This is a genomic window from Paenibacillus sp. FSL H7-0357, assembly GCF_000758525.1.
Taxonomy (GTDB): Bacteria; Bacillota; Bacilli; order Paenibacillales; family Paenibacillaceae; genus Paenibacillus_AQ.
On record NZ_CP009241.1, the window covers coordinates 7,045,193 to 7,060,326 of the forward strand.

The following is a 15,134-nucleotide window of genomic DNA, read 5'->3' on the forward strand; positions in this document are numbered from 1 at the left end:
ACTCTCAGGTACAAAGGACAGAGCGGAAGTCTATATGCGTGTGCGCATATTTGGCTTCCGCCTGTCCTTTTTTTTAATGGGCAGAAACGGACTCCGTCCCTGCCGGCAAAGGAAATCCCGTTAGGCTTGCATGTAATCAGACCAAGGGAGTGAGCACATGAACGCTTTGAAAAAAACGCCTTTTTATGACCTTTATTCTGCTTATGCGGAGTCCAGATGCATTGACTTCGGCGGCTGGGAGCTGCCGGTGCAGTTTACAGGAATCGTCAGGGAGCATGAGGCCGTCCGCGGGCAAGCCGGACTGTTCGATGTGTCGCATATGGGTGAATTCATGGTTAACGGCAGCGGCTCCGAAGCCTTCCTGCAAAAAATGACGACCAATGATGTCAGCAAGCTGGCAGACGGTGGAGCGCAGTACACGCTGCTTCTATATCCAAACGGCGGTGTTGTCGATGATTTGCTCGTATACCGCCTCGGCGAAGAGCGTTACATGCTTGTCGTGAACGCCTCCAACATCGACAAGGACTTTCAGTGGCTGCAGGAGCATCTCACCGCAGAATTCAGCGGCGTCAGCCTGAGCAATATCTCGGATGAGACTCTTCTGCTCGCCCTGCAGGGCCCGCTGGCTGAGGCCATCCTCTCCAAAGTTACAGCGGCTCCCATTGCTGAGCTGAAGCCTTTCCACTTCATCGAGAACGCCGAGGTATGCGGCGTGAACGTTCTGCTCTCCCGCACCGGATATACCGGCGAGGACGGATTCGAGCTCTACGCGCCGCCGGATACGGCGGCTGCGCTGTGGACCGGCCTGCTGGAAGCGGGGGCTCCGCACGGGCTGACACCGGCCGGTCTTGGCGCACGCGACACGCTGCGCTTTGAAGCCAAGCTGCCGCTGTACGGCCAGGAGCTGTCAGCGGATATTACGCCGCTGGAAGCAGGCGTGCAGTTCTTCGTGAAGCTGGACAAAGAAGATTTCATCGGCCGTGATGTGCTGGTGAAGCAGAAGGCTGACGGTCTGCCCCGCCGTCTCGTCGGTCTGGAAATGATCGACCGCGGCATTCCGCGTTCCCACTACCCTGTATACGGAGATGGAGTAAAGATCGGTGAAGTGACCACCGGCACCCAGTCACCGACACTCAAACGCAATCTCGGACTTGCGCTGCTGGATGCAGCTTACAGTGAAATAGGCACAGAGGTAAACGTAGAGATCCGCGGCAAGCAGCTCAAGGCTGTCGTGGTCAAAGCGCCATTCTACAAAAAGAGCCAGGGAGTGAAGCCGCAATGAAGCACCGTTATCTGCCAATGACTGAACAAGACCGCCACGAAATGATGGAAGCAGTCGGAATTCAGTCCATGGAGGAGCTGTTCTCCGATATCCCCGAGGCCGTCCGTTATCAGGGAACTATGCCGATGTCGGAGGCGCTGGATGAATACGCCTTGCTGCGCCATATGAAAGAGCTGGCCGACAAAAATGCCAATTTCGATACCCACGCCAGCTTCCTCGGCGCTGGCCTGTATGACCATCATATCCCGGTTGTCATCAATCATGTCATCTCCCGTTCGGAATTCTATACTGCTTATACCCCTTACCAGCCGGAAATCAGCCAAGGCGAGCTGCAGGCGATCTTTGAATTCCAGTCCTACATTTGTGAGCTGACCGGCATGAAGGTGGCCAACGCCAGCATGTACGATGGCGCTACGGCTTTCTCGGAAGCGGCAGTACTTGCAGCTGGTGCCACCAAACGCAAAAAGCTGATTGTCTCCCGCACCGTGCATCCGGAGGCCCGCCAGGTGCTGCGCACTTCGGCAGGGGCCTGGGGCCTCGATGTCGTAGAGATTGACTATAAAGACGGTGTAACCGACCAAGCGAAGCTTGCCGCAGCCATCGACGGCGACACGGCGGCTGTCCTGGTGCAGTCACCGAACTTCTTCGGCGCGATAGAAGATCTCGGTGCCATCGAGCCGCTGATTTACGGCGTCAAAGGCCTGTTCATTGTCAGCGCCAACCCGCTGGCGCTCGGCGTGCTGGAAACGCCGGGCAAGCTCGGCGCCGACATCGTCGTCGGTGACGCGCAGCCGCTGGGCATTCCGGCTTCGCTGGGCGGACCAACCTGCGGATTCTTCGCCGTAGCGGAGCATCTGATGCGCCGCATGCCGGGCCGGATTGTCGGCCAGACCGTTGACCGGAACGGCAAACGCGGCTTCGTGCTGACGCTGCAGGCCCGCGAGCAGCATATCCGCCGTGAAAAAGCCACTTCGAACATTTGCTCCAACCAGGCGCTGCTGGCGCTGTGCGCCTCCGTCTATTTGTCCGTGATGGGCAAAGAAGGCATGCGCGAGGTTGGCGAGCTGAACATCCGCAAGAGCCACTATGCCGCCGGCAAACTCGGCGAAATTAACGGTGCTGCGGCTGCGTTCTCAGCTCCTTACTTTAACGAATTCGTCCTGAAGCTTCCCGAAGGAAGTGAAGTGAGCGAGATTAATTCCAAGCTCATAAAAGAAGGTTATCTCGGCGGTTACGATCTGGGCCGTGATTACCCGGAGCTTGCCGGACATATGCTGGTTGCCGTCACGGAGAAAAGAAGCAAAACCGAAATTGACCAATTCGCCAGCGCACTGGAGGGCTGTTTATGAAACCGGAACAAAGTCTTATCTTTGAGCTTAGCCGTCCCGGCCGCTCGGCTTACTCCCTGCCGCAATGTGATGTTCCGCAGGACGAGAACCTTGATGCACTGATCCCTGCAGGACTTCTGCGCAGCGAACCGGTCGTGCTGCCGGAAGTATCCGAAGTGGATGTCATCCGCCACTACACCGCGCTGTCCCGGCGCAACTTCGGCGTTGACAACGGATTCTATCCGCTCGGCTCCTGCACGATGAAATACAATCCGAAGATTAACGAAGATGTTGCCCGTTTCCCGGGACTGGCCAAGATTCATCCTTACCAGCCGGAAGAAAGCATTCAGGGGGCCCTGGAACTGATGTACACCCTGCAAAATGATCTTTCCGCTTTGACCGGCATGGATGCCGTCTCCCTGCAGCCTGCCGCAGGCGCACATGGTGAATGGACTGGCCTGATGATGATCCGCGCCTACCATGAGAGCCGCGGCGAGACCCGCACGAAGGTGATTGTGCCGGACTCCTCGCATGGCACCAACCCGGCCAGCGCCGCAGCAGCCGGACTTGATACGGTGACGATTCCTTCCAATAATAAAGGAATGGTTGATCTTGAAGCACTGAAGGCAGCTGTCGGCAGCGATACCGCCGCGCTGATGCTGACCAACCCCAGCACACTCGGCCTGTTCGAAACGCAGATTGTGGAGATTGCTGCAATTGTACATGAAGCGGGCGGACTGCTCTATTACGATGGAGCCAACTCCAATGCCATTATGGGCATTACCCGTCCCGGCGATATGGGCTTCGATGTGGTGCATTTGAATTTGCACAAGACGATGAGCACCCCGCATGGCGGCGGCGGTCCGGGAGCCGGACCTGTCGGCGTGAAAGCGAAGCTGATTCCTTTTCTTCCGCAGCCTACGGTGGTCAAGAATGAAGATGACAGCTTCTCGCTGAACTATGGCGGCCCGGAATCCATCGGGCGGGTCAAGGCCTTTTACGGCAACTTTGGAATTCTCGTCCGTGCCTATGCCTATATCCGTACCTACGGGCCGGACGGCCTGCGCGAGGTTTCCGAGAACGCCGTGCTGAATGCCAACTATATGATGCACCGGCTGGCACCGTATTTTGAAATTCCGTATCCGGGTGTCTGCAAGCACGAGTTCGTGATGTCCGGCAAGAACCTGAAGCAATACGGCGTGCGCACGCTGGACGTAGCCAAACGCCTGCTCGACTTCGGCTACCACCCGCCAACGGTCTACTTCCCGCTGACTGTGGAAGAGTGCATGATGATTGAGCCGACCGAAACCGAAAGCAAGGAAACGCTTGATGGCTTCATCGAAACGATGATTCAAATCGTCAAGGAAGCCCAGGAGACTCCGGAAATCGTCATCAATGCTCCGCATACTACGGAGATCAGCCGTCTGGATGAAACGCAGGCCGCACGCAAGCCAGTACTAAACTGCTCTTGCGGTTAAAGCTGATTATCCCTAAACCGGCCCTATAAGAATTGAATAAGAGCCGGCCATGGATACCAATTATCGCGGGCCGGCTCTTTTTATATGTATAAAAATCTGTTAATGCGCAAGCTTTTTGGTGAACTGCCACCGGTCATTTACACGCATTTTACTGTAGATGTTCTTGACCATGTTACGCACTGTGCCTTCGCTGATCCCCAGCTCATTGGCAATGTGCAGCGCACTTTTCTCCATGAGCCATAACCGGGACACATCTTGTTCGCGCGCAGTCAGTCTAAATTCCTGAAAACTGGCCTCCAGCCGGTACTGCTGTATCTCCGGGTGCTGCTCCATCCACTTCTCCGAAATGTTCTCAGCCACCTGCTGCACGAAGGGGATGGCAAATTCAATCTGTTCATTTTTATTGAAGGAAATATCCACATAACCATACACTTTGCCATCCCTCTGCAGCGGAGCACATACGCAATTCCATCCTTTAAATACAATATTGGAATGTTCCTCGCCTCTCACTACACCTATACAGTTCATTTCCATAGCCAACGAGACCGCATTTAAACCAGAATATTGCCCTTCTAGGCTGACACCGACACCCATACCGGCCTGAAGCATATCCGCTTGAAGATCCGGAGAGGAAGATACCAGCTCCAGGATGACGCCCTCCTTGCCAGTTAAGAACACAACATAAGGAATGGAGATAAAATGGCTGATTTTTTTCATTTCGTTGCGGATGGAAGCAATCATTGCTGTATGATAAATACGGTCTTTGCATTTTTCATTCGAAGAAACCGCTGTCAATTCAGCAGGTATTGCTCCTTCTTGTTTGGCGACTGGCTGGAATAATTTAAGTTGCTCCTCTTTCAAGTCCCCGGGCAGGCACCAGACTCTCGTCTTGTCAAAGATACTCAAATGGCTCCACCTCCATTTTTACCATAATCTATTATAATCGATTTTAGAAAAACGTATTATAACATAAATCAGAGAATTAAGAGCATGCATCATTAGATTGTCTATCTATTATGGACAGATAAAGCTCCACTATAAAATCCGCATGTTCATCAGACAGAGGTCTTTTTGCAGGATTCGTCATAATCTAATAAAAAAATTATTCTTTCGATTTATTGTGATAGTTTTCGACATTACAGCAATGCTATATTAACGGAACACGCCTTTTTATAGAATATCAACACTGAAGGAGGATGACCCTTGAGTATTATTGAAGCTAAAGGACTGAGCAAGTCGTTTATGCAGGCGGTGAAGGAGCCCGGCCTCAAAGGCGCGGTCAAGCATCTGCTGATCCCCAGGCATATTGAGAAGATGGCGGTGCAGTCGCTGGACCTTAGCATCGAGGCAGGTGAGACGGTGGCCTATGTCGGGCCGAACGGTGCAGGCAAGTCCACCACGATCAAAATGCTGACCGGCATACTGATGCCTACCGCGGGCAGTATTTCTGTAAACGGTATCAACCCGTACCGGAAAAGAATGGAGAATGCCGCCCAGATCGGAGCGGTGTTCGGGCAGCGCACGCAGCTGTGGTGGGATATTCCGATTGTGGAGTCCTTTTCCCTGCTGAAGGATATTTATCAGATCCCCGATGCTGTGTACAAGACCAACTTGGAGATGTTTATTGAGATGCTGGGTATGCGTGAATTCATTCACTTATCCGCCCGGAAGCTCTCCCTCGGCCAGCGTATGCGAGCGGATCTGGCTGCTGCTTTATTACATAACCCGCCGATTGTGTATCTGGATGAACCGACGATTGGCCTCGACGTCTCCGTGAAGCAGAAGATCCGCGAATTCATCAAAAAGATCAACCAGGAGCAACAGACTACAGTTATGCTGACCACCCACGATCTGGGTGATATTGAGGACCTGTGCAAACGGCTGATTATCATCGACCACGGCTCCATTATCTATGACGGCAGCTTAAGTGAAGTCAAATCCCGTTTCGCCAGAAACCGGGTGATCTTCTTCCAGGTAGGCTCGCCATTGCCCGAGCTGTACCAGCAGCTCTCACAGACTCCGGGAATGAAGCTGGACTTGCAGAATGATCAGGAGTTCTCTGTATCTTTTGACCGTTATGAATATACCGCCAGCGAAGTGGTCAGCCGGGTGATGAAACATGGCGAGGTGATTGACTTCCGGATGGAGGATGCCAATATTGAGCAAGTCATCAAAGCCGTATACGACGGAAATCTGAACCTGAACGAAACCGGTGCATAAGGAGGAGCGAACGCAGTCATGCCTGTACCCAATCTTAAGAAATACAGAAGTATTGCCAACCGGTCCTTGCAAAATGTTCTCGCTTACCGGACTTCTTACGTGATCACCTTTCTGGCCAATTCGATCAATCTGCTGGCGATCTACTTTTTATGGAAGGGCATTTATAGCGGCCGAGATATCGTAGGCGGGTATTCCTGGGATCAGATGAAAACCTATTTGCTCGTTACCTTTCTGGCCAACTCTGTGTTGTCCTGGTATTCCGAAACATCTATTTCCGGCAAAATCCTCGACGGGAGCGTTGCCGTAGATTTGCTTAAGCCCATCGATTTTCAAAGTGCAAGATTTGCGGAAACCTTGGGCTCCAGCCTGCTTGAGGGAGGAATGAGCACGGTGTTGCTCGTTCTGTTCGCCACCTTCCTGACCGGTGTAACCTTCCCGCAGTCGGCGCTGGTCTATCTGCTGTTCGCAGTCAGTCTGCTCGGAGCGATCCTGGTAAAGTTCGGCGTTGTCTATCTTGCGGCATTATTATGCTTCTGGTCGACCGGCTCCATGGGTATTGTCTGGACAAGAATCGCACTGACCAACCTGCTATCCGGAGCGCTGGTACCCTTGGCCTTTTTCCCGGATTGGCTGGAAAAGCTCGCATTGTTCCTGCCTTTTCAAAGCATTATTCACACACCGACGATGATTTTTCTGGAACAGGCGGACACTTGGGAGAGCGTCAGGCTGATCGGCCTGCAATTCTTCTGGGGGATTGCACTCTGGATTGCCGGAAAATGCATGTGGAACTGGGCAGTACGTCAGGTAACGATTCATGGAGGTTAGGCGGAAGGAGAGCGAAGCATGAAGTTATCACGCATGTTCTATCTATACAAAAGGCTCTACATACAGCAGTTAAAAGCCATCATGGAATATAATAAGGATTTCTATATCCTAATGTGTTCAGCTGCCTTAACACAGGTGCTGGGATTCGTCTTCCTCTGGGTCATCTATGACCGGATTCCCGACATCAACGGCTGGCAGTTCTGGGAAGTCACCTTTATGTACGCGATGATCTTTCTGACCGAAGGCATTGCCTCCCTGTTCTTCGAGGGGACCTGGCGTATGGGCAGATTGGTCAACATGGGAGAAATGGACCGTTATCTGCTGCGGCCGGTGCCTGTCGTGCTTCAGGTGTTCTGTACCGGCATCGGCATTAACGGCCTCGGAAATCTGCTGATCGGCGGCGTTATTGTCTGGCAATCACTGGTCCACACCCATCTCCACTGGACCTTTGGCAAAATCATAATTATTGTCCTGCTCCTTGTGACAGCAGTAGTTATCCGCGTGTCGATCAATCTGGCCGGCAATTCGGCAGCCTTCTGGATCCGTAATGCCGGCAATGCCTTTCCCTTGATGGTCCATAATTTGGCCGACCTGGCCAAATATCCAATCACGCTGTTCCCGCAGGCTGTCCGCATATTCATCTCCACTGTGCTTCCATATGCGTTTATCAGCTTTTATCCGGCGACTTATATCTTCAGCAAAAGCGAATGGTCCGGCTGGTGGATGCTGGCGCCCGTGGTCGCGATAGGAAGTGCAGCCGCAGCCTATGGCATATTCCGCTTCGGACTGTCGCGGTATGAAAGCACGGGGAACTGAGCCGCAAAGAGCGGACTGATTATAAAAGAACAGAGTGAAAATACTAAAAACCCCACTTGTCCATTGGGCAGGTGGGGTTTTGCGTTTATATGAAAATAGTAATTATGATTACGGAAAAATCAATCCATAATTATTAATAGTTAAAGGAAAATGTTCCTGGGAAACTGCTAGATACGTAAATTTTGTGATAGCCCCATAATTGTCTGCTTACAGAACCTTGATAAGTGATTTGACCAAGGCCTATGTCGATATAAGAACCATTTTGGTCGATAGCATACACTGTGTAAACACCTCCAGGTACGCCATAAACATTAACAGTAGTAGTACCGCCGAAATAATAATACGTAGTAGGATCCCCTACATTTCCATAAGCTAATGCCAGCGGTGTAACAACTCCGCTCGCTGCCTGAACTTCCTGTGCCGCAGGAGCAGCAGCAGGAGTAACGGCTTCATCGGCGAACGCAGCCGGTACAGATCCTAAGAGCATGGCCATAGTAGAAAGTGCGGCAATTGCTGACTTTTGAATTTTTTTCACAATTAAACATCTCCTTTTAGTAATTGAGTTGGAATGAATCCTTCACTATATCCTTGCTACTTACAAGAACACTACTAAACCGGGCGATAAAAATTGTGTAGCGAAAAGAACAACTTCCCCCCTCGCCTATTAATTTATTACAAAATTAATCATACATATATTCCCATGGAAAAACAAGTATTTTATATATGAAAATGTGTTAAAACTATATTTTTACACAAAAAATCATATTATTTTACATAATTCAGCAGGAAATTTTGTTTTTATATGAATATTATTGATTGTAAATATTTTATATGGATAAATGAAATAGTCTTAGCCTATGAACTCCACATTCCGTAATGGAAGTGTGGAACACAGGCTAAGACTTTAATTGTCACTGATACAAGCCTTCCCTGCCTTTTTCGGCCTATGCTGCAACCGCAGATTTTGCCGCCTTTTTACGTTCCTTGGCAGATTTGCGGAAGTACAGCAGCTCGTAGATGGCCGGCACGACCAGCAGCGTCAGCAGAGTGGCTGCGGTTAATCCGCCGATTACTACGATGGCCAGACTCTGCGAGACAATGCTGCCCTGCTCGGAATGTCCGAAGAGCAGCGGTAACATGGCGCAGACAGTGGCAATCGCCGTCATTAGAATCGGGCGCATCCGTGTGCCGGTTGCTTCGAGAATGGACTCGCGGATCGACATATGCGCTTCATTCTGCTTGATGCGGTCGATCAGCACCACCGCATTGGTGACCACGATGCCAATCAGCATCAATGCACCGAACAACGCGGTGAAGTCAGGGGTTACCCCGGATATGATCAGGGCTACAATCGCTCCGATGGCTGCAAGCGGCAACGAGAACATAATTGCCAGTGGTGCACGCAGCGTCTTAAAGGTGAGCACCATAATCAGGTACACTAGGCCGATTGAGATCAGCGCCGTCATTCCAAGGTCACCGAAGTCCCCGGCCTGGTCTGCCGATGCTCCGCCCGCGAACAGAGTTACGCCGTCCGGCAGCGTTATGCCGTCTGTCTGCTTTTTAATATCGGCACCGATGGCCGATACCTTCTTCGGATCCACTTCTGCGGTAATCCGCACATAAGGCTTGCCGTCCTTATGGTACAGCATGGCTGGCTGATCCGTGACCTCAAGGGCTGCCACTTGCGACAATGGCTGCGGACCAGCGGCGGTCATGATGGTCATATTCTTCAGGTCTTCCTGTGATTCCGCCTGAATGACAGGTTCAAGGATGACACCGGCCGGGGAACCGTCCAGTTGGATCTGTCCCAGCGGAACCGGATTGAGCATCGCCCCCAGCTGCATGGAGATTTCCTGGGCGTTAGCTTCAGCAGGATTCACCTTGAAGGCAAATACCGGCTTGGTATCCTCCATGTTGCTGCTGACCTTTTGCACACCTTCTATATTCTTCACCTTGGCGGCGACCTCTTCAGCAATTGTATTGATAGCTGCGACATCATTGCCGACAATATCGACATATTCACTGGTGGAGCTTGAGCCCATCATGCTGGCTTCATTTGCGGTCAGCGTTGCCCCCGTATAGGAAGCCTGAAGACTGCGGACTTGATCCAAAAATACCTGAGCATCCGTTCCTTCTTTGATCATTACTGTATAATCCACCTGGGTCAGCGAGTTAACACTGCCCCATTTCGCCGAATCGGCACTGTTCCCGGATTGCATGATGACCGTCTGGGCCTGCGGCTGGTTCATCAGCTCCTGCTCCAGCAACTTGCCATTCTTCAACACCTCCGCGACCGGAACATCATTCGGATATACCAGTTGAACGGATACATTGCTGGCATCACTAGCATCCAGAGCGGCCTTCGGCATGGCGATATAAGCGCCAATAGAGCCGACCAACAGCACTAGACCCAGGCTCAGCGTGAGCCATTTGCGCTGCAGATTCCAATCGAGAAAACGGGTGAACCATCCGGCGGGCTCATGTTCCTTCAGGGAAGAACCGCGCAGCAGCCAGGAGCTTAGCAGCGGAACGACGGTCAGCGCCACAACAAGCGAAGTCAGCAAGGAGTAAGTTACCGTCAAGGCGAACGGAAGCAAGAAAGCTTGCAGTCCGCCGCGCAGCAGCCCCATCGGCAGGAATACCGCCACCGTAGCAAGCGTTGAGCTGGTTATGGCTCTGGCCACCTCGCGGGTTGCGCTGATCACCATATCACGGGACAAGGGTTCCTTCTGCATACGCCGGTAGATGTTCTCAATGACCACGATGCTGTCATCCACCAGCCGTCCGACAGCAACGGCAACCCCGCCCAAGGTAACGATATTCAGGGTAATTCCCGATACCTTAAGCAGGTAAAGGGTAACCGCCAGGGACAGCGGAATGGATATCGCCGTGATCAGCGTAGCCCGGATGTTGCGCAGGAACAGCAGGATTACGATTGTGGCAAACAACGCACCGAGCAGGACTTCACGCATCATGCTGTTGACGGAGGTGACCACCATATCAGAGGTGCTGAAAATGACGGAGGCCTCGGCATTTTTAATTCTGTCATTGATATCGTCTGCAGCGCTGCGCACCTTATCGCCGACATCCACTGCATTGGCATTCGCTTCCTTGGTAATTACGACGAACAGCACATCTTTACCATTGGAGCGGCTGACGCTCTCCTGGTCTATCTTGGCCTCAACAGCGGCAATATCCTGCAGCTTTGCTCCAGCCCCGACCGGCAGCTGCTTCAAGGTATCTATACTGTCTATCGAAGAGATTACATTCACATTCCCCGTCTGGCCGCCGATCGTCTGCTCGCCGATGGAGGCGGAAACATTGCGCCCCTGAAGCAGCCCCAATACCTGCGCAGTGGTTACCCCTTTTGCGGCCATCGCCTTCGGATCAAGCTTCACTCTAACTTGAGGGGCTGTCTTGCCATACAAAGCTACGCTGGCTACCCCTTCGATCTTCTGCAGCTCAGGGATGATGGTATTCTCGGCAATCTCAAGGTTATCCTTGGTGAGCCCATCATCGAACGACAGCGTAAGCTGGGAGACAGGAATCATTGAGGTGTTCAGCTGAATGATAAACGGGTCCATCACACCTTCGGGAAACTGCAGCGTACCCACAGCTTTCTCGACTTCCTGCGCCGCCTCCTTCATATCAGACTTGCCGTCAAAATATATGTCTACCTTGGCATATCCGTCTCCGGAGGTAGACATTTGTTCGGTCTTGCCTTTCACCTGAGAGGTCGCCGCCTCAATCGGCTTGGTAACCGAGGTTTCCATCGAATGCGCATCCTGTCCGGGTCCAAGCACTGTAACCGTGATCTGTGGATTATCGGCCTCCGGCATGAATTCCATCGGCAGCGAGGTGTAGCTCATTATCCCCACCACCAGTGCCATAACAACTAGAAGACCTACCGCCCCCTTATTGCCAAACGACCATTTCGTTAACCATGTCATTCTTTTTTCCCCTTCCACTCCATTATTGATTACTCTCTTTAAGACTGATCCCTTATGTATCAAGCATTGCTTTCCTGCTTTAGTGTAGTAGCTTTTGGCCGAAGTCAAAACCGCCCAACGAAGGGTTTCGCGCTCAGTCCCGAGGCGGAGGTGATCCCATTCCCGGGATTGAGCCCCTCCAGATAAGCCAAAGCCCGGCCGAAGCAACACAATATAAACCTAAAATATTCCACTCGCTCTGCCTCAAACCGCCAGTACAATCTTTAAAAAAACAAAAAGAAGCCTATATGGACAGGCCTCTTCAAATTCAAACATATATTCGGTTGATCAAGAAACTGTTTATATGAGCAACCGTACTATTTCAAATAAAATACCTCGCGGAGCGGTTCCATCGGTGTTTCTTCGTTAAAATCAAAGGAGCCCTCAACCATTTTAGAGGTAATGGCGTTCCACCGGTTGCAGGCATCGCTCTGGGCAATGTAGGCAAAAACCGCCTCTTTGTCGTCACATTCAAAGCAGTAGAAGAACTGATTGCCGTTCTGGAAGATCGAATAATTGCTGATTCCCGCTTTGCTGTGCTCCTCAAGGATTTCCGGCCAAGGGTTCAGGTGCATCTGCACATATTCCTCCAGGCACTCTTCCTTCACCTTCCAGGTCCAAGCCAACTTGTTGCTGCTCATCTTCCCGACCTCCTAAAAGTTTTGTTAGCATTACTTCATTGAGCCCACTTCGGATAAAACTTGCTTCGCAAGATTTAATGATACCGCTTCCATCATAACTTTAGCAACTCTTTTTATGGGGAATATTGGGTAATTAAAGGATCATTCAGAACGAAGAGCCTTTATCCCCCGCCAGCAGCAGTCCCTCTTCTGCTGCTGTGAGAAATAAAGGCTTTGTGTTACAGTTCATTCTTCCTACGCGTTGATCCCCGCTTCATTAGGGCGAAGAATCGCGGAGCCGACGGCCAGCAGAATAACGGCCATCAGGCCCAGAATGGCAAAGGGCAGCCATAGCTCATCCCAGCCTCCACCGGCTGCGGCGATGTCCACCGCTTGAATTGCCCATTTCTGCGGCATGAAATTGGCCGCCTTCTGCATGTAATCCGGCATGATGGACAGCGGCCAGAAGCAGCCGCCCAGCATGCAGGACGGTGTAAGGATCAGCGTATTCAGCATCCCGGTATTGTTCGGGTTGCGGATCAGCCCCGCCACAGTACCGGCAATTCCCATGGATACGAGCATGAATGCAGCGAGGACCAGGAAATACAAATACATCGGCACCTCATAGTCGTAACGGAGCACCCACTTGCCCAGTGCAAGCACAGCAGCGATCTGGATCAGCCCTACCATAAAGCTGCCGAGGAAATTGCCGAGCGCAATTTCATAGGATCGTACCGGTGCGCTGAACATCCGCATCATCGTCCGCCCCCTGCGGTCCGCCATAATCAGCGACACGCTGCTGGTCACGAGGCTCATCAGAAACATCAGTGTCATACCTGTAATAACACCCAGTGTCTGCCGGGGGTACAGATTATAGTCGGTTCGGATACTGCCTACATTATGCTCTTCCGCCTGCTTCAGAATCGCGGTGAATCTCTCCTCCGAATCCATACTCCCGGTTGCAGAAGCCTTTCTCACCGTAGCTGCGGTTGACAGCATTTCTACAGCGATAGCATCGGTTTTCATCTTGATTAGCATAGAATCCTCTGTCGTCTTCAGCTCATATACGGTGAGCTGCGGCGCTTTCCCCTGCAGAATTCCCGAGGTAAAGCCCTCCGGAATCCACAATCCGGCCGCACCGTCCTGCGAGGTGACACCTTCCTTCAAATCAGCCTCATCGCTGCGCTCAACAAGCTTGTAATCCCCGCTATTCTCCAGTTCAACAATCAGATGATTCCCGGCTGCTCCGGTATCCTTGTTGGTATACAGCAGAACCGCCGCGCTATCTTCCATGCCGCCGGTAACGGAGACAATACCGGCTACCACTAAAGAGGGCAACAGGATATGCAGCAGCAGCCCTTTGTGGGAACCTATCGTTCGCTTGACCATATTCCGGCCAATCGTAAATATGTTATTCATGGTACCCCACCTTCCGGTATGAGAGAATTGCCGCACTGAATAGAATCAGGCAGATCAGCAGCATCATCCATAAATTCGGCAGAATCTGCTCTAAATCTGAATGCAGCATCATTCGGATTACGGCTTGCAGCGTCCAATGATTAAGCGTAAACGCACCAATACTGTTCACCCAGGAATCAGGAAGCGGAACCATGCCGCCGCTCAGAAAGGTCATGCCTACTGTAATGACATTGATGATACTCGTGGCTTCCGTCTCTTTTTTGCTGAACATGCACGCAATTACAGAAATGGTCAGGGAAGCGAGGATCATCAGCAGGCAGAACAGCGCCAGCAGACCCGGACGATTGCCCCAATACACACCGAACAGCCATTGAGACAACAGAATGATGGCCGCACATTGAAGCATGGTGATAATCGCAATGCCCAGCATTTTTCCTATAAACAAATCCGAGCCTTTAACCGGCATGGAGTTGATTCTATAAAGCGTGTGATTGTCCTTCTCGCTGAACAGCGAATGAGTCACCGTAAGGCCGCTATACAGCAGAAACATCAGCAGCATTGATGCGGCATAAAATTGCGAGGCTGTGTAAGTTCTTCCTCCATTACTCAAATCCCCAAGTTTTACGGCTGTCCCTTCTTGATGAGAATCAGCTGCGGCGGCAACAGCTTCCGGTCCTAGTGTCATAGCTGCGGCCTGCTTGTAATTCATGATGCTGAGAAAATTGTCAAAGGCTGTTCCAGCAACGGTGTTATCCATCCGGTCTTTACCAAGAATGAACTCCAGTTCAGCCTTTCCCCCGCTCTGTACTCCACTGTCAAATTCTTTCGGCACAATCACCGCATAGCCGTAGATGCCGGACCGCAGCCCGCTCTCTGCTTCCTGCCTGGTTGTGGCCTCATGGGGAATAATATAATCCTTGATTTCGGCTGAATCCAGAAAAGTCTTGATCATCTTGGAACTTCCTGTCCCACCAGCATTCACTACAGCTACCTTCACCGGGTCGATAGTTTCAGCCTCTTTGTCTCCCACTACCCCGGAGAGCGACGCGCCAAGCAGAAAGATCAGCACCAGCGGCAGCAGGAACAAAATCATCAGCACCCACCGTGAACGGGTCAGCCTGCGCAGTTCGTACACCGCAATTATCAAAATATTCATT

Annotated in this window: 12 protein-coding genes; 6 read left to right on the plus strand and 6 right to left on the minus strand. The window is 51.7% G+C overall.

Annotated elements, in window-relative coordinates; translation table 11 throughout:
* Positions 1-157 precede the first annotated feature (157 nt).
* From gcvT to gcvPB, 3 genes are read left to right on the plus strand one after another with little or no spacing between them, the layout of a single operon-like run.
* Positions 158-1,282, plus strand: coding sequence for a glycine cleavage system aminomethyltransferase GcvT (gcvT, locus tag H70357_RS31160; protein ID WP_038597234.1), 1,125 nt, complete (start codon positions 158-160; stop codon positions 1,280-1,282).
* Positions 1,279-2,631, plus strand: coding sequence for an aminomethyl-transferring glycine dehydrogenase subunit GcvPA (gene gcvPA, locus H70357_RS31165; RefSeq protein WP_038597235.1), 1,353 nt, complete (start codon positions 1,279-1,281; stop codon positions 2,629-2,631). Before gcvT ends, gcvPA begins: the two co-directional genes overlap by 4 nt.
* Positions 2,628-4,088, plus strand: coding sequence for an aminomethyl-transferring glycine dehydrogenase subunit GcvPB (gcvPB, locus tag H70357_RS31170; protein WP_038597238.1), 1,461 nt, complete (start codon positions 2,628-2,630; stop codon positions 4,086-4,088). Before gcvPA ends, gcvPB begins: the two co-directional genes overlap by 4 nt.
* Positions 4,089-4,187: 99 nt before the next feature.
* Here the strand turns inward: gcvPB and H70357_RS31175 are convergent, their stop codons facing one another.
* A complete protein-coding gene (locus tag H70357_RS31175; RefSeq protein WP_038597241.1) occupies positions 4,188-4,994 on the minus strand; it encodes a LuxR C-terminal-related transcriptional regulator in 807 nt (268 codons plus the stop codon).
* A 297-nt stretch (positions 4,995-5,291) separates the two neighbouring features.
* Here H70357_RS31175 and H70357_RS31180 point away from each other — a divergent pair, with 297 nt between their 5' ends.
* The 3 genes from H70357_RS31180 to H70357_RS31190 are packed head-to-tail and all read left to right on the plus strand — an operon-like array spanning position 5,292 to position 7,949.
* Positions 5,292-6,308 (plus strand): ABC transporter ATP-binding protein, encoded by a 1,017-nt coding sequence (locus H70357_RS31180; protein ID WP_038597244.1) that lies wholly within the window; start codon positions 5,292-5,294, stop codon positions 6,306-6,308.
* A gap of 18 nt (positions 6,309-6,326) precedes the next feature.
* Positions 6,327-7,133, plus strand: coding sequence for an ABC transporter permease (locus H70357_RS31185; RefSeq protein ID WP_038597247.1), 807 nt, complete (start codon positions 6,327-6,329; stop codon positions 7,131-7,133).
* 18 nt (positions 7,134-7,151) lie between these two features.
* Positions 7,152-7,949, plus strand: a complete 798-nt coding sequence (locus H70357_RS31190; RefSeq protein WP_038597249.1) for an ABC transporter permease — start codon at positions 7,152-7,154, stop codon at positions 7,947-7,949.
* Positions 7,950-8,082: 133 nt separating this feature from the next.
* Here the strand turns inward: H70357_RS31190 and H70357_RS31195 are convergent, their stop codons facing one another.
* From H70357_RS31195 to H70357_RS31215, 5 genes are all read right to left on the minus strand, one after another.
* The gene (locus H70357_RS31195) at positions 8,083-8,484 is read right to left on the minus strand and encodes a hypothetical protein (RefSeq protein WP_038597252.1); all 402 of its coding nucleotides are present in this window, start codon (positions 8,482-8,484) and stop codon (positions 8,083-8,085) included.
* A 409-nt stretch (positions 8,485-8,893) separates the two neighbouring features.
* The gene (locus H70357_RS31200) at positions 8,894-11,899 is read right to left on the minus strand and encodes an efflux RND transporter permease subunit (RefSeq protein WP_038597255.1); all 3,006 of its coding nucleotides are present in this window, start codon (positions 11,897-11,899) and stop codon (positions 8,894-8,896) included.
* 356 nt (positions 11,900-12,255) lie between these two features.
* On the minus strand, positions 12,256-12,579 hold the full coding sequence (locus H70357_RS31205) for an L-rhamnose mutarotase (RefSeq protein ID WP_038597257.1): 324 nt from the start codon (positions 12,577-12,579) through the stop codon (positions 12,256-12,258).
* Positions 12,580-12,813: 234 nt separating this feature from the next.
* Positions 12,814-13,977: an ABC transporter permease gene (locus H70357_RS31210; protein WP_038597260.1), complete on the minus strand. Its 1,164-nt coding sequence runs from the start codon at positions 13,975-13,977 to the stop codon at positions 12,814-12,816.
* Positions 13,970-15,133, minus strand: a complete 1,164-nt coding sequence (locus H70357_RS31215) for an ABC transporter permease (protein WP_038597264.1) — start codon at positions 15,131-15,133, stop codon at positions 13,970-13,972. The genes H70357_RS31210 and H70357_RS31215 overlap by 8 nt, the downstream gene beginning before the upstream one ends.
* Position 15,134: the final 1 nt, after the last annotated feature.